Origin of the sequence: Thalassolituus sp., from assembly GCF_034111725.1 — a bacterium.
In the GTDB taxonomy this organism is placed as follows: Bacteria; Pseudomonadota; Gammaproteobacteria; order Pseudomonadales; family Oceanobacteraceae; genus Thalassolituus.
The window spans coordinates 1-20379 of record NZ_JAWUWR010000014.1 but is presented as its reverse complement, the minus strand read 5'-3'; the positions used below and the strand labels follow the sequence as shown (position 1 = coordinate 20379).

General features: G+C 45.6%; 19 protein-coding genes. 15 read left to right on the top strand and 4 right to left on the bottom strand.

Going from position 1 to position 20379, the window contains the following annotated elements:
* The 8 genes from UXZ23_RS02540 to UXZ23_RS02505 all read left to right on the top strand — a co-directional run.
* Positions 1-3395: ATP-binding protein (locus tag UXZ23_RS02540; protein ID WP_320819084.1), on the top strand; the 3395-nt coding region annotated here is incomplete at its 5' end.
* A complete protein-coding gene (locus tag UXZ23_RS02535; RefSeq protein WP_320819083.1) occupies positions 3395-3802 on the top strand; it encodes a group II truncated hemoglobin in 408 nt (135 codons plus the stop codon). The genes UXZ23_RS02540 and UXZ23_RS02535, both read left to right, overlap by 1 nt.
* Positions 3803-3820: 18 nt before the next feature.
* A complete protein-coding gene (locus tag UXZ23_RS02530) occupies positions 3821-4558 on the top strand; it encodes a 16S rRNA pseudouridine(516) synthase (RefSeq protein ID WP_320819082.1) in 738 nt (245 codons plus the stop codon).
* Between the two features lie 319 nt (positions 4559-4877).
* Positions 4878-6359, top strand: coding sequence for a malate dehydrogenase (quinone) (mqo, locus tag UXZ23_RS02525; RefSeq protein ID WP_320819086.1), 1482 nt, complete (start codon positions 4878-4880; stop codon positions 6357-6359).
* A 67-nt stretch (positions 6360-6426) separates the two neighbouring features.
* On the top strand, positions 6427-7563 hold the full coding sequence (locus tag UXZ23_RS02520; RefSeq protein ID WP_320819081.1) for a Re/Si-specific NAD(P)(+) transhydrogenase subunit alpha: 1137 nt from the start codon (positions 6427-6429) through the stop codon (positions 7561-7563).
* A 5-nt stretch (positions 7564-7568) separates the two neighbouring features.
* Positions 7569-7853 carry an NAD(P) transhydrogenase subunit alpha gene (locus UXZ23_RS02515; RefSeq protein WP_320819080.1) on the top strand — a complete coding sequence of 95 codons (285 nt, stop codon included), beginning with the start codon at positions 7569-7571 and terminating at the stop codon, positions 7851-7853.
* 12 nt (positions 7854-7865) lie between these two features.
* Positions 7866-9275 (top strand): NAD(P)(+) transhydrogenase (Re/Si-specific) subunit beta, encoded by a 1410-nt coding sequence (locus UXZ23_RS02510; protein ID WP_320819079.1) that lies wholly within the window; start codon positions 7866-7868, stop codon positions 9273-9275.
* Positions 9276-9524: 249 nt separating this feature from the next.
* Entirely contained in the window at positions 9525-10640 is a 1116-nt protein-coding gene (locus UXZ23_RS02505; RefSeq protein WP_320819078.1) for a putative solute-binding protein, read from the top strand.
* A 4-nt stretch (positions 10641-10644) separates the two neighbouring features.
* Here the strand turns inward: UXZ23_RS02505 and UXZ23_RS02500 are convergent, their stop codons facing one another.
* Positions 10645-11571: a GGDEF domain-containing protein gene (locus UXZ23_RS02500; protein WP_320819077.1), complete on the bottom strand. Its 927-nt coding sequence runs from the start codon at positions 11569-11571 to the stop codon at positions 10645-10647.
* A 144-nt stretch (positions 11572-11715) separates the two neighbouring features.
* Between UXZ23_RS02500 and UXZ23_RS02495 the strand changes: the two genes are divergently transcribed.
* Positions 11716-12255: an isochorismatase family protein gene (locus tag UXZ23_RS02495; protein ID WP_320819076.1), complete on the top strand. Its 540-nt coding sequence runs from the start codon at positions 11716-11718 to the stop codon at positions 12253-12255.
* A 105-nt stretch (positions 12256-12360) separates the two neighbouring features.
* Positions 12361-12627 carry a TIGR03643 family protein gene (locus UXZ23_RS02490; protein WP_320819075.1) on the top strand — a complete coding sequence of 89 codons (267 nt, stop codon included), beginning with the start codon at positions 12361-12363 and terminating at the stop codon, positions 12625-12627.
* Positions 12628-12664: 37 nt separating this feature from the next.
* On the opposite strand, the gene UXZ23_RS02485 is transcribed toward UXZ23_RS02490, so the two are convergent.
* From UXZ23_RS02485 to UXZ23_RS02475, 3 genes are all read right to left on the bottom strand, one after another.
* A complete protein-coding gene (locus UXZ23_RS02485; protein WP_320819074.1) occupies positions 12665-14839 on the bottom strand; it encodes a molybdopterin-dependent oxidoreductase in 2175 nt (724 codons plus the stop codon).
* Positions 14840-15086: 247 nt separating this feature from the next.
* Positions 15087-15698, bottom strand: coding sequence for a lytic transglycosylase domain-containing protein (locus UXZ23_RS02480; protein ID WP_320819073.1), 612 nt, complete (start codon positions 15696-15698; stop codon positions 15087-15089).
* A complete protein-coding gene (locus tag UXZ23_RS02475; RefSeq protein ID WP_320819072.1) occupies positions 15692-17431 on the bottom strand; it encodes a proline--tRNA ligase in 1740 nt (579 codons plus the stop codon). Before UXZ23_RS02475 ends, UXZ23_RS02480 begins: the two co-directional genes overlap by 7 nt.
* Positions 17432-17630: 199 nt before the next feature.
* Between UXZ23_RS02475 and UXZ23_RS02470 the strand changes: the two genes are divergently transcribed.
* The 5 genes from UXZ23_RS02470 to UXZ23_RS02450 form a co-directional block, all read left to right on the top strand.
* The gene (locus tag UXZ23_RS02470; protein WP_320819071.1) at positions 17631-18281 is read left to right on the top strand and encodes a DUF938 domain-containing protein; all 651 of its coding nucleotides are present in this window, start codon (positions 17631-17633) and stop codon (positions 18279-18281) included.
* Between the two features lie 69 nt (positions 18282-18350).
* On the top strand, positions 18351-18923 hold the full coding sequence (locus UXZ23_RS02465) for a DNA-3-methyladenine glycosylase I (protein WP_320819070.1): 573 nt from the start codon (positions 18351-18353) through the stop codon (positions 18921-18923).
* 9 nt (positions 18924-18932) lie between these two features.
* A complete protein-coding gene (locus UXZ23_RS02460) occupies positions 18933-19772 on the top strand; it encodes a DUF2007 domain-containing protein (protein ID WP_320819069.1) in 840 nt (279 codons plus the stop codon).
* A 30-nt stretch (positions 19773-19802) separates the two neighbouring features.
* A complete protein-coding gene (locus tag UXZ23_RS02455) occupies positions 19803-20150 on the top strand; it encodes a Fis family transcriptional regulator (RefSeq protein ID WP_320819068.1) in 348 nt (115 codons plus the stop codon).
* 102 nt (positions 20151-20252) lie between these two features.
* Positions 20253-20379, top strand: a 127-nt coding sequence (locus tag UXZ23_RS02450; protein ID WP_320819085.1) for a sulfotransferase, incomplete at its 3' end; no start/stop codon positions are given.

Genomic DNA, 20379 nt, shown 5'->3' with positions numbered 1-20379 from the left:
CCGGCGGTGCTGTTGGCTATTTAGCCGCTGTATTTCATCCCACTGCGAACAGTGCTGATGGCACGGGCGGCGAAAGTGGTGAGCCGTTTACCGCGATTATCGGCGTCAGTGCGTCTATTGATCGCGCCGGTAGCCAGCCCGTTGCGCGTCAAAATGATTTGCAGTTTTTTATTATTGCCGGCGAGCAGTTAACGCTAAACGACTTCTTGCTTGATCAAGCCGATGGTCAGCGTAATGTCGTAGAGTTGAATAAACTCGGTAAAAATCTAGCGCGTCGTATTGAACCGCACAATATTGAAAAATACGACACGAAAAAGCAGTACCTACGCCGTTTATACGGTGCTCTGCGTGGTCGTAATGATGCGGTGCCAGAACGCGAAGCCATGAACGCAGCGCGTACTTTCTCACGCTTTATGGCCTATAAGCCGGTTAAAAGTATTAACGGCTTTGTGGCTAACGAAATTCTCGAAGCCAAAGATATGGGCGATGCTATTCGCAGTGTATCGGACTTAATGAAAACCATCTATGCGATGGAATCCGATGCCAATACCTTGGCTGAAACCATTGCGATTCTTAATAGCACCAAAGGCGCAACAGGCCGCTATATCGACCAGTGGATTGATTACAACGTACTGGAATATACCGCTGCCCGTAGCCGTTTTTTAAATGATCAGCGTGGTTATTTAGGCGCGAAAGAACAGCAACAAAATTTCCGTGAGCAATTAAATAAAACGCAAAAAGAGCGTGATGTTGCCCAAGATCGTCGTAAGCAATTACGCGAGCAACTGATCACCATGGAAGCGCGTCGTCGCGGTATTGATGCCCTGCAAGATAAAGATGCGGCTGAAAGCGCTTTAGCCGATGGCAAAAAGAAACTGCAACAGCAAGCTATTCCTTTATTGGAACAAGAGCAGCTATTGCAGGCCAGCTTGCGCGCGACCGAATTAGTACATGGTGCTTTGCAAAAGACGTCTGTTGCCGCAGAAATTCCGTCGTTAGGTTCTAAGCGAATTCTTGATCAAGCGAAACAAGTATTAGCCATTAAAGATCAAGATGCGGTCGATTTCCGTAAACTACTGGGTAAAGACTGGGTCGATTTGTCGCCGCTAGAAGCGCACTTAGACGAAGCGCGTGAGCAGCAATCATTGGTGAATCAATGGCGTGACCGCTTCCATAATGTGGATTTAGAAAGCAGCGGCATTTCATTGCGCGATCAAATTGCGCGTAACGTCGACCGTCGCGAACAAAAATTCCAACAAGTACAAGCGCGCATGAATCAAAAACAAGGCGACATTGATAGCCTTGAAGCGCGTCAGCTAAATTACCCCGGTTTCGTGCGCCAAGCACTTGAAGCCATTCTGCGCGAGTGCCCACAAGCTGATCCGCGCGTACTTGCCGACTACGTTGAAGTGACCGATCCTGCATGGCAGAGCGCCATTGAAGGTTATATTGGTGGTGCGCGTTTCAGTATTATCGTTGAAGCAGCATTTGAAGCCGAAGCGGCGCATATTTTGCGTTCGATTCCTGGTGGTAGCCGTGCTCGCGTTATTCAAGGGCAAAAAGCGAAGAAAGACTGCGAGCGTTTAAAGCTGCCGTCGAATTCGATTTTAAATGTGATGTCGTTCGAACACGCGACCGCACGTTATTACCTTGAAGCCAGCTACGGCACGGTAGAACAAGTCGAAGACCTACACACTCTGCGTTTAACTCGTCGTGGTGTTACTAAGGAAGGCTTGGGTTCGGGTGCGTATTCAATTTATCGTTGCGACTTAGATGATACCGAACTGGTATTTGGTTTGGGCGCGCGCGAACGTGCGCTATCGGCCAAGCGTGGTGAATTAGAAACCTTGGCTGAACAAGCTAACGAAGCTAATCATCAGTTCCGCCAAGCACAGCAATTATTGGATGCCGTTAATTTACTGCGTCACGTAACATTCGCCGACCAAATGCAGGGCATGTTAGATACTCAGTATCAAATGGATCAAGCTGAAAAAGCCTTGAACCAAGTCGACGTATCCGACTTTAGCAATATGGAAGACGAATTTACTGGCTTAAAAGAAAAAGCCGATGAACTCGATGCCGTGATTAAAGAGCTGGATGGTGAGCTAGGTCGTTTACAGCAAATGTTAAACGACAGCGAAAAATTCTGTAAAAACCTTAGCGATATGCAGGAAAAAACTTCTGAAATCGCCGATAAAAAAGAAGAAAACCTACGCGCTATCGTGAGTGTGTGGCCAGACTTTGATTCAGAAGCACGTCTCGCCGCCGCCGATGCGGAAGCCAATGACAGCCCAGCCGAAGCCATCGAAAATATGCGTAAGAGCGTATCCCAAGAGCTTAATGCCACGGCTTACGAAATTGAGCGTAATATTAACGAGCACAATCTGCGTTGCCAAACCGCCGATGCGATTGTTTATGCACCGGATTATCGCGAAGAGCACAGCGCCCATTTCTTTAAAGGCGTGTGTGGTTTGCAGCGTGAAATCGAACGCGTTCATAACCGTTTGAAAAACAATATTTTGGTTGAGAAACAAGACAAGCTGGCGCAACTGCGCGAAAGCTTCAATAACGTCTTTATCACCAACCTATGTCACTCCATTTATCAAGCCATTAATGATGGCAAACGTATTCTGGAAGACCTAAACAAAGAATTGGCTCATCACCAGTTCGGTGCCGACCGAGAAACCTATTGGTTTGATTGGGAATGGGTGCCTGAATATAAGGAATATTGGCAGTTCTTTGATGAGGTAATTAAAAACCCATCGTTAGGTGATGGCGCTACCTTATTTACTGCGGATATTTCTGCAGCATCGAAGAAAGTTCGCGATCATCTGATGGCAATGCTGTTGGATGACGATGAGCAAAAAGCGATGCGCGAATTAGAGCGTATCTCTGATTATCGAAATTACCGCGCTTACGAAATTTATAAGCAGCCTGCGAACAAAGAGCCGATTGCGCTTAGCCAATACGGCACAGGGTCGGGTGGTCAGTTAGAGACTCCGGCTTATATTATTCGTTCTGCTGCGATTACCTCTGCCTTCCGCTTTAACGAAGGTGATACCCACTTGCGTGTGGTATTGGTCGATGAAGCCTTCTCGAAAATGGATGAAACCCGTTCGAAAGAAGTGATTAATTACTTAACCGAAAGCTTAGGCTTACAGTTATTGTTTATTATGCCGACCAGTAAATCAGGGCCATTCATGGACTTGGTTTCTAACCAATTTGTGTTCAGTAAAGTGCCGTTAGTGGGAGGCCAAAGCAAGGGTGAATTGCAAACCCGCGTTCTGGTGGATCGCCAAGAGTGTAACCAAGACAAAGTGAAAGAATTGTGGGCAAACCATCGCCGTACTATTCGTCACCAAGCCGCGCTCGACTTTATGGAAGAGTTTGCTTAATGACAGACCAAACGCCAGCGTACGGACAGGGCGATGCCTCGTACCGTGCCGCAGGGCAAGAAGAGGGCATCCACCAATTGGTGGATGCTTTCTATGATGCTATGAGTGTATTGCCTGAAGCGGCAGCGATTCGGGCAATGCATAAAGATGACCTCGCAGAATCGCGTGACAAACTCCCGCGGTTTTTGTGTGGCTGGCTCGGCGGCCCGAAATTATACAGTGCTAAATACGGCCCGATTAATATTCCCGCTGCGCATCGACACTTATCTATTGGCCCTGCAGAGCGTGATGCTTGGCTTGCCTGCATGCAGGAAGCATTAAAATCACAGTCTTACGCTGAAGACTTTAAAACTTACCTAATGACGCAGTTATGGAAACCGGCAGAGCGCAGCCGGACGCATGATTAATCGCGTTAGTTAATAATTGTGCAATCGAAAAAATCCCGCCTCGACCGGTTTTTAAGCGTAAAAACCGGTACGCCGAAAGGTGATATTCGTATACTACTCGCGCAAAAACGCGTGCAAGTGGATGGCCGCGTCGCCACCGATGCGCAACAGGTTATTGATCAGTTCTCTCATATCACCCTTGATGGCGAAATACAGCAAAGCAATATCCGCCGCTACGTGATGCTAAATAAACCTGTGGGAGTGGTGAGCGCCACCAAAGACGACCAGCATAAAACCGTGTTAGACCTTCTAAGTGAATATAACAACGGCGAATTTTACGCACCTGATTTACACATTGTCGGACGTCTGGATTTAAATTCGTCGGGTTTATTACTGCTAACCAATGATGGTGAATGGTCGCGGTATTTAATGTCGCCCGAGAATAAAGTCGCCAAGGTCTATGAGGTAACGGTCGAAAATCCCATCAGCGACGAATGCATCCAAGCCTTTAGCGACGGCATCTATTTTCCCTTTGAAGACATCACCACCAAACCTGCAAAGCTTGAGCCTATCAGCGAGTGCGTAGGTCGCGTAACGCTAGAAGAAGGTCGCTATCATCAAATCAAACGCATGTTCGGCCGCTTTCGTAATCCCGTCCTTAAACTGCATCGAACTGCCGTGGGAAAGTTTCAATTGGATGATGCATTGCTAGCAGGGCAGGCCAAGACGCTTTCAGATCAGCGGATTGTTTGTGGGAAACTTTCACCTGACTCTTAAGCCAACGTTGAAGTCATTGTTGAGTTTAACGTCGGGTATTGGGCGCCTCAATTTTCATCGTTTTTAGCTAAAACCCAGACCTGATGCGGGTTTTCGAGCCAATTTGAGTGTCTGACCATTCATGTCTGACTCATCTAACCGACCTACTATTCATATCGAAAATGCGGACTATCTATATATACCCCTTGAGAAATGTCGCTTGTATGTGTACAAAGCGTCCTCAAATTTAAACTCGATGGTTTGAAGGCCAAAAGCCACCATTGTTTGGTGCTTATCCGCACCGGTTTTGTAATCGATTTTTACCTACAGGAAAAAATCCATACCTAAGATACAAGCAGACGCCCTGTTAGTGGGGGGTGGTGTTATGAGCGCGACTCTGGCCACTCTACTTAGCAAGCTAGACCCTTCTCTGAAACTGATTCTGGCTGAACGCTTGGATAACGTCGCCCACGAGAGTACTGATGGCTGGAACAACGCCGGTACTGGACACGCGGGCTATTGCGAGCTGAATTACACCACTGAAACTGCGGATGGCGTTGAAATCAATCGCGCTCTAAGCATCAATGCTAACTTCGAGATTTCGCTGCAGCTTTGGTCTTCATTGGTAAAAACCGGCGAGTTGCCGGCCCCTAATCAGTTCATCAATCCGACGCCACACATCAGTTTTGTGTGGGGTGAAAAAAACGTCGCCTTCTTGCGTGAGCGTTACAGCAAGCTGTCGCAGCACCACTTGTTCAAAGAAATGGAATACAGCGAAGATTTCGCCGTTCTAAACCAGTGGATGCCGTTAGTGATGACAGGCCGCGATTCTAGTGTGCCGGTTGCTGCTACTCATATTTCACACGGTTCAGATGTCGATTTCGGTTCTCTTACTCGTAATTTGATCGCTTCACTTGAATCTAACGAGCAGTTCGATTTACTGGTTAGCCATGAGGTGACCGATATTGAACGCGCGAAAGACAAGCGTTGGGATGTGCGTTTAAAGAATTTAGAAACTGGCAAGTCGATTACTATTAGCGCTGCTAACGTGTTTTTAGGCGCGGGTGGCGGTGCTTTACCATTGCTACAAAAATCCGGTATTCCAGAAAGTAAAGGATATGGCGGCTTCCCAGTATCTGGCCAGTGGTTAGTGTGTCAGAACGATGAAGCGGTAAAACGTCATCACGCCAAAGTGTATGGCAAGGCCGCTTTAGGTGCGCCCCCGATGTCGGTGCCGCATTTAGACACTCGCATCATTAACGGCAAGCCAGCCTTGTTGTTTGGTCCATTTGCTGGATTTACCACTAAGTTTTTAAAGAAAGGCTCGAGGCTTGATTTAATTAAATCAATTCGACCAAACAACTTAGTGCAAATGATGGATGTTGGCGTTAATAACATGGACTTAACCAAATATTTAATTGGTGAAGTGCGCCAGTCGCACGAAGATCGTGTTAACGCTTTACGTGATTATTTCCCTGAAGCTCGCAGTGATAAGTGGACGTTGGCTGAAGCCGGACAACGCGTACAGATCATTAAAAAAGATGCGAAAGGTCGCGGGAAATTAGAATTTGGTACTGAATTAGTCGCTTCTAAAGATGGCTCAATGTCTGCCTTGCTTGGCGCATCTCCTGGTGCATCGGTTGCAGCACAGGCCATGATCGAAGTGATTGAGCGTTGTTTTGCTTCACGGCTTACGGGCGACTGGCAAGCACGTTTAAAAGAACTAGTACCTTCATACGGCGAATCATTAGTTAACGATGCTGATTTATTACGTCGCGTGCGTGAGCACACGCTAAGCACATTAAAACTAACTGGCAAGTAAGCGCTGCTTACTTAGCGTTCAGTCGCGACGCTGTATTTAAAGATTTATAACATTTGGAGTTTTAATTATGTTGATTGGTATTCCTAAGGAAATTTTTCCTGGGGAAAATCGAGTTGCACAGATCCCAGCAGGGATTCAAGCACTCCTTTCTGCAGGCTTTGAAGTCGTAGTTCAAGAAGGTGCAGGCAGTAATGCACATTACCATGACGACGAATATCGTAATTGTGGTGCGAGCATTGCTCCAGATGCGGCAGCCCTATATGCCCAAGCAGACATCATTTTAAAAGTACGTCAGCCGTTAGCGGAAGAAGCTGAATTGCTGCGCGAAGATCAAACTCTTATTTGTTTGTTAGACGCTTGGTTCAACCAGCCGTTGATTAAAACCTTGGCAGAACGCAAAGTTCGTTCTTTCGCATTGGAATTTATTCCTCGTACCACTCGTGCGCAGAGCATGGACGTATTGAGTTCAATGGGTGCCATCAGCGGTTATCGTTCGGTATTGGCCGGTGCTATGGCATTGCCACAGTACTTCCCAATGTTGATGACGGCGGCGGGTACTATCCATCCTGCACGCGTATTCGTTATTGGCGCTGGTGTTGCCGGTTTGATGGCGATTTCTACGGCTCGTCGTTTAGGTGCTGTCGTAGAAGCCTACGACACGCGCGCAGAAGTACGCGAACAGGTTGAGTCTTTGGGCGCTAAATTCGTTGAATTCGACTTGCCACAAGAAGACAGCAAAAGCACTGGTGGTTATGCCACGCAGAAGTCTGAAGAATTTTATCGCAAGCAGCGCGAGCAGATGACCATCAAGGTTTCGCAAGCTGACTTGGTGATTACGACGGCGGCGATTCCGGGTAAAACTTCCCCCGTTCTGATCACTAAAGACATGCTGCACTACATGAAAAAGGGCAGCGTAATTGTCGATTTAGCGGCTGAACGTGGCGGTAACGTTGAAGGCACTGTGGCAAATGAAAAAGTCTATCTTGATGGCGTAACTATTATTGGCTACGTCGACCATGCGGGTCGTGTACCCGTACATGCGTCGCAATTGCTGACTAAAAACATCACCACGTTCTTGCTCAATATGGCGGCAGACGGCCAATTGAATGTGAATATGGAAGACGACATTGTGGCCGCTACTTTGATCACCGAAGCGGGCGAAATCAAACACGCGGGTCTAAAAGCCCAGATAGAGAAGGAATAATTCTGATGGAAATGTTCATCATGATGCTTACGATTTTTGTACTGGCAGTTTTCGTCGGTGTGGAAATTATTAACAAAGTACCACCAACATTACACACCCCATTAATGAGCGGTACTAACGCTATTTCGGGCATCGTTGTGGTTGGTGCAATCATCAGTTCTGGTGGCAGTGAGCACACGACTGTGTTGTCTACTGTGTTGGGTGTGGTCGCGATTGCGCTGGCTACGATTAATATTGTGGCTGGTTTTTTGGTAACCGACCGCATGCTCAACATGTTTAAAAAGAAGTAAGGTAAAGCACTCATGGAAATTTTAATTAACTTTGGTTACCTGATTGCGGCCATCTTATTTATTCTTGGCATCAAGGGTATGACCACCCCAAAAACAGCAGTACGTGGTAACCAAATGTCAGCAATCGGTATGCTGATTGCTGTGGTTGCAGCTTTGCTGGATTACAACGTTGTTGATTACACTTGGATTATTGTTGGTGTATTAATTGGCGGTATTCTAGGCGCGGTATTGGCTAAGAAAATTGCGATGACCGACATGCCAGAAATGGTTGCCGCATTAAACGGTGTAGGTGGCGGTGCATCTTTGCTGGTTGCAGCAGCTAACTACCTAGAAAGCCAAAAGCTGGCTGAGATGGGTAAGTTTGTTCCAACCTACGATTGGTCTATTGCCGTTATTCTATCCATCCTCATCGGTGCCGTGACCTTAACCGGTTCTTTAATTGCTGTTGGTAAATTAAAAGGCAAAATCGGCGATGCTAAAAAGGTGGGTTTGTTTAAAGCCATCGTTAAATTAGTACTGTTAACCTTAGTGGTTGGCGCAGGCTACTTTGCTTATGTTGATCCTTTGCACTCAGACATCTTGATCGCAGGTATGATCGTGTTGTGCTTAGTATTGGGTGTTTGCTTGGTAATGCCAATCGGTGGTGCCGATATGCCAGTAGTGGTGTCGTTGCTTAACTCATACTCAGGTTTGGCCGGTGCGTCAGCGGGTTTCGTATTAGGTAATAACGGATTGATCATCACCGGCTCATTGGTCGGTGCGTCGGGTATTATTCTGACCAGCATCATGTGTAAAGCGATGAACCGCTCACTGACTAACGTTTTGTTTGGTGGCTCTATGGCTGCAAGCGCTGGCGTTAGTAAAAGTGAAAACGATGCCTTCTATGATGGCAAAGTTAAATACTCAAGCGCTGATGAAGTTGCCATGTTGCTTGATAACGCACAAAAAGTGGTATTTGTACCGGGTTATGGTTTGGCGGTTGCTCAAGCACAACACGCCACTCGTGAATTAGCCAACATGCTAGAAGCTAGAGGTGTGAATGTTAAATACGCTATTCACCCGGTAGCAGGTCGTATGCCTGGTCACATGAACGTATTGTTAGCAGAAGCTGAAGTGCCTTACGATCAGTTGGTAGAGATGGATGTTATTAACCCAGAGTTCTCACAAACTGACGTCGCTATTGTCTTGGGTGCTAACGACGTTGTGAACCCAGCAGCCGCTAAAGATCCGCAATCACCAATTTATGGTATGCCAATCTTGAACGTGCATAACTCTAAGACAGTGGTTGTGGTTAAGCGTGGTTTGTCGCCAGGTTTTGCTGGTATTCCAAACGAACTTCTTATTCGCGACAACAGCTTGATGGTAGCTGGCGATGCGAAGAAAGTTCTGCAAGATATGATTGGTGCATTGAAAGATCTGTAATATCAGGTCGTTTAATAAACCTTAAAAAGGCTCCTTCGGGAGCCTTTTTTATGTATTTTTAAGAGAGTGAAAATACAAGTAAAATATGCTCAACGTTAACCTGTAACGTACCTACAGCGTTGCATTTTTATGGTTTAATTTTATCTTAGATAATCTTAGTCCTGTTAGCCGATACGTCTTTGCGGTTACACTCGATGGGTAGTTGTCTTCTGATTGTCGGACGGCAGCGTTACATTTGGAGTATGTAACATGCGTCTGATCGTAATTTCCATCAGTATTTTCCTCTCTATTTTGTCGGTGCCGGCGCTAGCCGTGGGCGCTGAGAAAATAATATCTGCCGCGCAGCTATCAGAGTTGGTGATGGATCCAAAGCAGGAGCTTTCTGCCCGTATTCTCGCCTTTCGGCAGTTATATCCCGATATTGATAGCACAGAATCTCGTTCAATTTGTGTTTGGGATCCGGTTGGCAAAACAGGGCCGATCTATAATCTTGCATTCGACCGCTCTACCTTGATGATGCAGTTAGGCATGTCGATAGACTTAAAGGCATACACGAATGAGGGCGTACTTACAGAAGATTTAAAAGCGGGGCAGTGTGATGCTGCCTTGTTTACAGGGCTAAGGGCACGTTCGTTTAATCGTTACACGGGTACGCTGGATGCGTTGGGTGCGGTGCCAGATTCAAAGCACTTGAATTTAATTATGCGTGCAATTACCAGTCCTAAAGCAGCCGACAGAATGGAAGAAGGGCAATTTGTTGTTATGGGTTACGCACCATTAGGTGCCGTTTATCTTTTTGTTAACGATCGCAGTATCAATACGCTGGCTGATGTCGCGGGTAAACGCTTCGCAGTTATGGATTACGATGACCAACAAGTTAAAATGGTCGCTCGAATTGGTGCTCAGCCTGTACCAACGGCGATTGTGAATATTGGCTCTAAGTTTAATAATCGTGGCGTTGATATTATCCCCGCCCCTTTAGTGGCCTACAATGTCATGGAGCTATATAAGGGGCTCGGTACTGATGGAGGAATTATTTCTTATCCATTTTTTCAAATGACACTGCAACTTGTCGGTCGTTCAGATAAGTTTCCGAAAGAATTTGCTCAGTTAATCAGAGAAGAGTTTATGGGTCTTTATTTCGATATCCAAACCGTTATTAACGCTCAAATTGGCGAAATTCCAGAAAGTGTATGGATTGCTGTTCCGGAAGATAAAATGCCGGAGTATCAATCGATAATGCAAAGTTCAAGACTTAGGCTGCGTGATGAGGGCTACTATGATCCAGATATGTTGAGCTTGGCCCGTAAAGTTCGTTGTAAGTTTGAACCAGCCAGTTTTGAATGTGCCAATCCTATAGAGTGAGGATTTAGCCGATAACCGTATTTCTTCCGCTATTTTTAGCGCGATAAAGTTTTTTGTCAGCCTCGCTTATTAAATCTTTGAGCGAGGTGTCAAATGAATTTGATTTACTGCTAACGCCAAAGCTTGCAGTGCATGAGATTTTTTCATCGTTGTATATCGTTAAATTCTCATCGAGAGCTTTACGCATTCGCTCTGCTATTTCTATGGCCTTTTGATGATTGGTACTCGGTAATAATACGGCGAATTCCTCACCTCCAAGGCGTGCAAATATATCGTCTTGTCGTAATGATTTTAAAGCAGCATGGCTAACATCAATAAGCACGTCGTCTCCGGCATCGTGCCCGAAATCATCATTAATTTGTTTGAAGTAATCTAAATCGAACATGATTACTGAAATAGGTTGATGGCTTTGGTTCGAGTCGCTGATAATTTCATTGCCGCGTTTAAAAAATGATCGCCTGTTATTCAGCCCAGTGAGAACATCGGTATCAGCAGCTTCCTCTGCTAAAATTTTTGCTTCGTACAGCTCTTGTTCCATGAGTTTACGTTCGGTGATATCAGTCGCTATCTCTATGCGCACCAAGCGGCCATCAGGCCATTTAATCAGTTGATCGCGGCACTGATACCAACTGCCATTGTGAGTGTTTTGGAACTCCCAAACATAGACCCCACTGGGTTCTCCACGTTCGTTGACCAGTTTAGGGTTAGTACAAAAGTCACATGGATTTTGCTGACCTGTTTGCAGTACCTCCCAGCAGCGACGACCTTCGGGTGCTCCCCATTGGGTTTGGCCGTAGTCGTTGAAGAATAGAAGTTCGTGAGTCTCGATATCAGCGACATATACCAAAGCATCTAAACTATTGAGAATGGTAGTGATGGCACTGTAATTCGCCTCGTTAGAATTATGCTCACTCGTTTCGTGCTCGCTCATAAGCCTCTGGGTGCTGATTATTGATACTCACTAGCTTAGATCTTCTGCTCGGAATGACCAATATATACTTATGATTGTTAAGGTTACTAAGTGTAAGCTGGTGCTAGGGTTTGCTGCGGTAATGAGATTACTGAGGACGATATATTGTTAAATAAGAATGATACAGGGCTGGTCGTTGTCGATGTTCAGGGTAAACTCGCGCACTTAGTGGGTGATGGCAATCAGGTGATTAAGCGTATTGCCACTCTGATTGAGGGAGCGAAAGCGCTAGGCTTGCCAATTGTGTGGCTAGAGCAAAATCCAACGAAGCTTGGCGTTACCGTACCGGAGCTTGCGCTGTTGTTGGAACCCTTGAGTCCTATTGCCAAATTCACCTTCAATGGTTGTGCCAACGAAGCCTTCTGTAACGCTGTTGAGCTGGCGAATGTTCATACTTGGCTAGTGTGCGGTGTCGAGGCTCATATTTGCGTGTATCAGACGGCTCTTGGGCTCAAAGAGCAAGGTTTTAACGTTGAGGTCGTGGTTGATTGTGTCGCCTCGCGCGCAGAAGCGAGTAAGGGCCTAGCAATAACGAAACTAGCGTCACAGCACGTCGGCCTGACCACTGTAGAGATGTGCCTGTACGAACTTGTGAAAGATTGTCGTGCGCCTGAGTTTAAAACGATTCTTAATTTGATTAAATAGGCCGTTCAGTCCTTGGTGGTGAATTGCTGATTACGGAAAAATACATGACTAGCTCATGCTGTAGTTGTTAAAATGCGAGCCCTAAGTTGCTCTGGTGTTGCCATTATGCAGTCTCATGTTTCGTTAATGGATCCTGCCGATATTTCACGCATTATTGAAATGGCATGGGAAGATCGCACGCCGTTTGAGGCGATAGAAACGCTTTACGGCCTTAATGAACCCGCCGTTATCCAACTGATGCGCAAAGAAATGAAAGCATCTTCATTTCGTATGTGGCGCAAGCGCGTCTCGGGACGCGTAACAAAGCACTTGCAGTTACGACATCCCGATATTAGTCGCGGCTATTGCGCTACCCAATATAAACAACGTTAAGTTTGAAGACTGTAGAGGTCAGTGAATAGGTTTTAAGCTAATTGCTCCCTTCTAATTCAACCTTTGCCGTCGTAATTCGCACAGGCACATATTTATGAAATGGTGTGCGAGAAAATGGGTCACACCAGTCACTCGACGTGAGTTTATTAAGCTCAGGTCCTATTGGAGCGCTGTCTTGATAACGCAATCCATAGCCATGAGGGAGAGTAACCATCCCTTTGCGTACGGTATCATCAATTTCAATAATAACTTGTATGCTGCCATTGGCTGACTCGCAAATTGCGGTTGCACCCTTGCTAAATTCAAACGCTTTAGCATCTTCGGGATGCATGCGCATAACACCTTCTTTATCGACCTTGCGCCAGCTCGGATCACGATAGATCTGATTGGCATTGTAACTACGGCGTTCGCCTGCCATTAATATAAATGGGAAGTCCTTATTTGATTCGCTACGTTTTTGGTCATCACTTTTCAAATTAGTGATTTCAGAAATCATTTCAGGAATCATTATATGAATCTGTTTGTCTTTGTGCTTAATAAAAGACCACATATCAGGCCACTCGTGATGACTGATTGCTGCTCCTGAAGGTTGGTTCAAAATGGCATCAAATAAAGCACTACTTATGGTGGCTCGATTACCTTTATGGCCTGCTTTTTTCACGGCTTTATAGTGTTCAAATGCGTATTGAATACATAGCGGTAGTAAGGGCGCGGCAGCTGCTGCTCCATAGGGCAAGGTCGGTCCTAACGTACGATAAATAATCGACGCAGCATGCGGTACCCATTGAGGATTCCTTGCTAAGGTTGCGCCTAGAGCTGTGATATAGCTTAAATGACGCGTCATTTTAGGTTCATTGCGTGCAATAGCGGATAATTTTGGAAATTCACGTGGAATAACATCCATATATTCCAGAAGACGCGTATAAATTTCGGGCTCGGTAAGTGTATTTCCAGTAGGCTTGAAAACAGGCCTTCTTAATTGAAATACTTGCTTAGGAAATTCGAGGTTAAAACCAGTCGCTTCGAATTTTTCGTATTGCGAAGATGCTGGCAATACATAGTCCGCTAACCGCGCTGTTTCAGTTAATGCGACATCAATTACCACAAGTAATTCGAGCGATGCGAATGAGCGTTCATTGGCCTGGCTATTTGCATAGGTCAATACTGGATTTGCGCTATCGACTACGACGGCTCTAATTCGTTTGGGGCTATCCTGTTCAATTTCATCGGGCAAAATATTAGGAGGGTAAATACCTGCAATAGGAAACATATTGTGCTTGGTGGTACGTTTTAGCGATTTTCCTTTTTTGCCATACCGTTCGTCTGTATGACCTAGTATAGGAAGCATCATAGTATGCAGGTTATTCGTGCCCGGTTTTCCAAAGTTGCCTGTAACAAGATAGAGTAACTTTTCGAGATAGCTATTTAATGTTGTATGCAGACTGTGTTGGATTCCAAGGTCGATTCTTATACAACCACGTTTAGCCTTAGCAAAACCCGTGGCGACACTCTCCACTTCTTTTAAATCTAAATCGGCTATGGCAATGTATTCTTCAATTGGAATGGCTTCTAACACCGGCTTTAGTTCTGACCAATCCGTACATTTGTGCGTTAAAAATTCTTCGTCATAGAGATGATCACTCAAGGTATCGCGAGCATTGGGTATGCCGTGAGCCTGAAATGGGTTAGTACCGATAAATAATATGTAATCTGCGTGTTCAACGTCTTCTGTTGTATGGCAGTTTTGACGGCCGAATAAACGTCCATTGACCCAGAAGTCGCCAGTTTTTTTCTGACCTAACGCGTTATAAGCAAATCGACTTTTCATTGCTGCGAGCAATTGGCGGCTATAAGCCGCACCCATGTGATTACCTTGACCGCCACCACCAACAAAAGCAAAGGCATCGCCGCCATGTTGATAGCGTATGGTATTTAATCGGGTAGCTATATCTCGAAGTGCTTCATCCCAAGAAACCTCGACGAACTGTCCATCAGGCTGTCGTTTTAGAGGGTGAGTTAAACGATCTTTATGACTTTGATAATGTGTTAATCGCGCTGCTTTTTGACAGATATAGCCTTCTGATAACGGATGATCAGGGTCACCTTTAATTTTATTAAAAACTTGGCCTTCTGCGGTATCTTTGATCGAAACATCCAAGCCGCAATTACGCGAACATAGAATACAAGCCGTTTTTATTGATTCATTGGTCATAACGTCATCTCGCGTAACGGCTATCTTTAGTGAAGTTCGATATTGCTTGTCGGAATGCCAGCTCAATCTAGGTTCTAAAAAAGGAACCTTTAAAAGGTCGAATTACGCCTATTATTTGGAATACGGAATTGAGATGTGAGATATAAATGACAAAGGTTAAAACGATGAACTGGCGCTAGAAGAGAGGGGCAAGAACTGATCGTGGGCAAGATTTTGCGAGTGAATCAGGCGAACGGTATGGATATTATTACTGCGCAACAAACCAATGTTTTTGCCAGTAATTCATTACTTTTTCAGGATATTTAGTACGGCCTAAGCTGCCGTTATAGCGCGCAAGAGCGCGAATCCAGTCGCCTTTTTCGCGATCAAGATAGTGCTTTAAAATCGTACAGCCGTAACGCAAGTTAGTACGAGTATCCATCAGGTTGTCTTCAGGGCGGCCAATTTCATTTTTCCAAAATGGCATCACCTGCATATAGCCTTGCGCACCGACATAGCTGAGTGCAAAACGGTCGAAGGCACTTTCTGTTTGAATAACAGCGAGTACGAGTTCAGGTTGGATATTTGCGCGTTTAGCTTCGGCGTGAATCATGCGCAGTAATTCTAGGCGTCGTTCGTCGTCTTTTACATAGCGACTAAGGCGAGTAGACATATCGACAAGCCATACTTGGGCAGCGAATTTATCTTCAAAAGAGTCTGCATTGGATACCGCTTCTAACAAGGCGGCTCGAAGGATTGGGTCGTGCTCTTCTTCATTGATAGCATGACTACTAACGGACGTTAGCAGCATGCTAAAAATAAGAGCGAACGCAGTAATCCAACGATTACTGCGTGCTTTTGTTAAATGCCAGATCAGCATTTAACTCGCTGACGCAACAACTCAACAATGCCGTCGAGAGCGACATCTTCTTTTTCACCGGCGCGGTGCTTATATTCCACCAAGCCTTCTTCTAAGCCGCGATCACTCAATACGATGCGGTGTGGCAAGCCCATTAATTCCATATCAGCGAATTTAACGCCTGGGCTGGTCTTTTTATCACGATCATCCAAATACACATCAAATCCGGCTTCTTTTAGCTGGGTGTACAAGGTTTCAGTGGCCGCTTGCACGACTTCTGAACGGTGGTAGTTCATTGGCACAATACCAATCTGGAAAGGCGCAATCGCATCTGGCCAGATAATGCCACTTTCATCGTAGTTTTGCTCAATGGCAGCGGCTACAACACGGCTCACACCGATACCGTAACAACCCATGATCATAGTTTGATCTTTGCCGTTTTCGTTCAATACCGTGGCCTTCATTGCGGCTGAGTACTTAGTACCTAGCTGGAAGATATGACCAACTTCAATACCACGCTTGATATCCAGCACACCTTTACCACAAGGGCTTGGGTCACCAGCAACCACATTGCGTAAATCAGCAACGGTGGGTAGCTCGGCATCGCGATCCCAGTTTACGCCAGTAAGGTGAGCGTCTTTTTCGTTAGCACCACAGATAAAATCGGCTAGATGCGCCGCGCTGCGATCAACATAGCAACGAGCGGACAAGTTGCGAGGGCCAACAAAACCGGTAACACCACCAATGGTTTGAATTTCCGCATCGCTAGCAAATTGCAGCGGCGATAACACACCCGGTAATTTCTCAGCTTTGATTTCGTTGAGTTCGTGGTCACCACGAATAAACAACACAACCGGCTCGCCTGCTGTGTCTTCATCGGCATTTTCATCTTCGCTAGTACCACGAACCACAATCGCTTTTAGGATCTGGTTGGCATTAACGTTGAGTAAAGTAGCCAAAGCATCAATGCTGCTGGTATCTGGAGTAGATACTTGTGCCATCGCTTGGCTAGCGGCTGGGCGTTCGCCAGCGGGCGCAACGGCTTCAGCAAGCTCAACGTTAGCGGCGTAATCGCTCTCGTTAGAGAAAGCGATATCGTCTTCGCCAGAATCGGCTAACACATGGAATTCGTGTGATAAAGCGCCACCAATAGAACCGGTATCAGCCAATACTGGGCGGAAATCTAGGCCTAAGCGGGTGAAAATACGAGAGTATGCTGCGTGCATAATTTCGTAGGTTTTGTTCAAACACTCTTCCGAAGCATGAAATGAATACGCATCTTTCATGATGAACTCACGCGCACGCATCACACCAAAACGAGGGCGGGTTTCATCACGGAACTTGGTTTGAATTTGGAATAGGTTCATCGGCAACTGCTTGTAGCTGCTTAGCTGGTTGCGTGCTAAATCAGTAACCACCTCTTCGTGAGTAGGGCCGATACAGAATTCACGATTGTGGCGGTCTTTAACGCGCAGCAATTCACCACCGTATTGGAACCAACGACCGGTTTCTTCCCATAATTCAGCAGGCTGGACGGCTGGCATCAGCACTTCTTGCGCGCCAGCATTTTCCATTTCTTCACGAACAATGGCTTCAACCTTGCGCAACGAACGTAAACCAAGGGGCATCCATGTGTATAAACCTGCAGCAAGTTTACGGATCATGCCCGAACGCATCATTAACTGATGGCTGATAACAACCGCATCGGCAGGGGTTTCTTTTTCTGTGGCGATCAAGAATTGAGTGGCGCGCATAAGCTGTATTTGAACTTCCGAAGAATGAATAGATGGCTCTATTCTAAAGCTTGTGGGCCTTGGCAGCAATTTAGCCTTTCGCGATAGTCAATTATCCTAAATTCTCTTGTCATATTGCGACCAAATTCGCCTTTTGAGGGGTTGAGCTCATGCATCACTATGCGATACTGGCACACACACTCGGCCGTCAGGAAACGACATGCAACCGGCAGACCCGCGTTTACAAATTACTAAGCTAGCGACACAGGATGAGTTGCCGGTAGCGGAATCTTGCCTTCGCAACCAAAAACCCATCGCAGACGTGCTGGCGCGCTTCTTAACCCCAGATATGGTGGTGTTTGAAGTGGGCAGTGGCACAGGCCAACACGCCGCGTATATGACCCAAAATCTCCCCGGAATTCATTGGCAATCTTCCGATTTACCTCATTGCTTACCTGCTATTCGAGCTTGGCGCGAGCATTCAAAACAGGCTGGCTTTTTACCACCAGTAGAACTCGATATTAGCCAAGACATCTGGCCACTACGAAATATGGATGCGGTGTTTAGCGCCAACGTCGTTCATTTCGTTGGCTGGAGCCAAGTCGTCGCCATGTTTAAAGGCATTAGCCGCTCGTTAAAAGACAACGGTTTAGTGCTTTTGTACGGCCCGTACAATTACGATGGCCGTTTTACCAGCGAAGGCAATATTGCTTTAGACGAATGGCTGAGAATGCGTGACCCTGATAGCGGCATTAAAGACTTTGAACAAATCGTCTTGCTTGGCCGCCAGCATCAACTGCATTTACTGCACGATATTGAAATGCCCGCGAATAATCGTATGCTCGTGTTTAAGAAACATCCGCAGCCCTAGCTGCTTTAATAGTAACAACCCGTTGGCTGTAAACATTCGCAGCCTCATACGATTAGCAGGACGCCTCCCATGAAAGACCTACAAACTTGCCCTTGGGCGCAAGGTGATATCTACATTGCCTACCACAATAACGAATGGGGCGTGCCGAATCGGAATCGCAACCAATTATTCGAAAAAATCTGTCTTGAAGGCCAACAAGCCGGACTCAGTTGGATTACCGTGTTGAAAAAGCGCGATAACTACCGCAAACGTTTTCATCAATTTAAACCCGAAAAAGTCGCCGCCATGACCGATGCTGATATCGCCGACTGCTTAACCGATGCAGGGCTTATCCGCCATGCAGGCAAACTCGAAGCCATTCGTAAAAATGCCAAAGCATGGTTAGCAATGGAAGCACAGGGCATTGATATGATGGAATGGCTTTGGGCGTTTGTCGGCAATAAAATCAAAGTGAATCACTTAAAAAATATGAGCGAAGCTCAAGCTCAAACTTCTGAATCCCAAGCCATGAGCAAAGCATTAAAAAAAGCAGGGTTTGGCTTTGTCGGCCCCACAACGTGTTACGCCTTTATGCAGAGCATGGGCATGGTGAACGACCATATGACCAACTGCCCGTGTCATCCAGATAACTTGAAGGCGTGAAGTAGCATAATGAAACTTGTTTATTCTGCTCAAAATGCGTTAGACGCGCAGTTGGCTGTCGATGTTTTGAATCAGCGCGGCATATTTTCTCAAGTCGACGGTGCTTATTTACAAGGTGGAATGGGAGAGTTACCCGCACTCGGTTTGATAAGGGTAATGGTTAGCGACGATGATTTTATTGTAGCGTCCACTGTAATTTCTAGTTGGGAAAAAGGTCAGTTAATGGATCTGCCAGAAACACTTGAAAAAGACAGCTCTATGCCGATTCAAGTGAAAGCAGATAAAAGCGGTATGACCGGTATCTTAAACGTTGTAACCCTACTAGCCGTTGGTTGTTTAGTCGGAGTGTTTGCAACGTTTATGTCACTTCGTTCTCCCGTAACTTATGACGGTGTTGATATAAATGGTGACGGAATACTTGATGAACATTGGAAGTACGCAGGGGGCCGTGCTTCTGAGTCAACAATAGACAGAAATTTAGATGGAAAAATTGACATTAAAACTTCATTTGATTACTACGGCATGGCCAAACGAACAGATGCAGACAATAACTTTGATGGTGTTTTTGAAACCATGTATTTGTATGACAATGGCAATGTCAGAATATCGAAATCAGATACTAATAATGACGGATTTTACGACCTCGTCGAAGATTATTCAGATGATGTTTTGCAGCGAATAACAGTAATGAACGCTAAAGCTAAGACCCCTGCTAAAGTGAAATACTATTCTTTAGGTCGCCTTGTTCGTGCAGAGGTTGATACTAATGAAAATGGTATGTTGGATACCGTATATGAATACGATGCCTTAGAAAGGGTGGTCGCAACTGATAGTTTGCCAGCTGATTGAAGAGTTTTTACTAGTAGAGCTTAGTAAGTTATGCGTAAAACCGATAAGAAAATAGATAAACAAATTTGCGATGTTCTTACTGAAGTTTGTGAGGTCGCATTAACTAAGAATAGTGGATTTAAGTGGCTAACGCATTTGGTTAACTACTCAAGCTTTCCGAGAAGTTTAAAGGTGATTTGTATTTTCGATACGAATGAAAATTTAAAAACTTTTACGACGAATAATGGCCACCTTGAGTTTAACGCTGCTATTCAAAAGGCGCTCGCAGGTATTGGTATTAGCATCAATAACGATCAGGTCTCATACGATACCGAAGAGAATTGTGATAAGGCGAACAGTGGCAAGTGGGCTGCTAGGTTTGCGAATATAACAGTTTAAGGCGATTTGCCTGTGATTTTTAAAATCGAATGCCATATTAATCGTCGCCAACTCAAACTACTTACCACTATAATTACCGCCTTTTATAGCTAGAAACACCAGATGTCTAAGATTTTTATCATCGGCTTACCCAGAACAGGCACCACGAGTATCAGTGTTGCGTTACTCGAACTGGGGTTCTTAGTAGCTCATACCGCGTTTACTAAAAAAGCCTTTGAAGTAGCGGAGG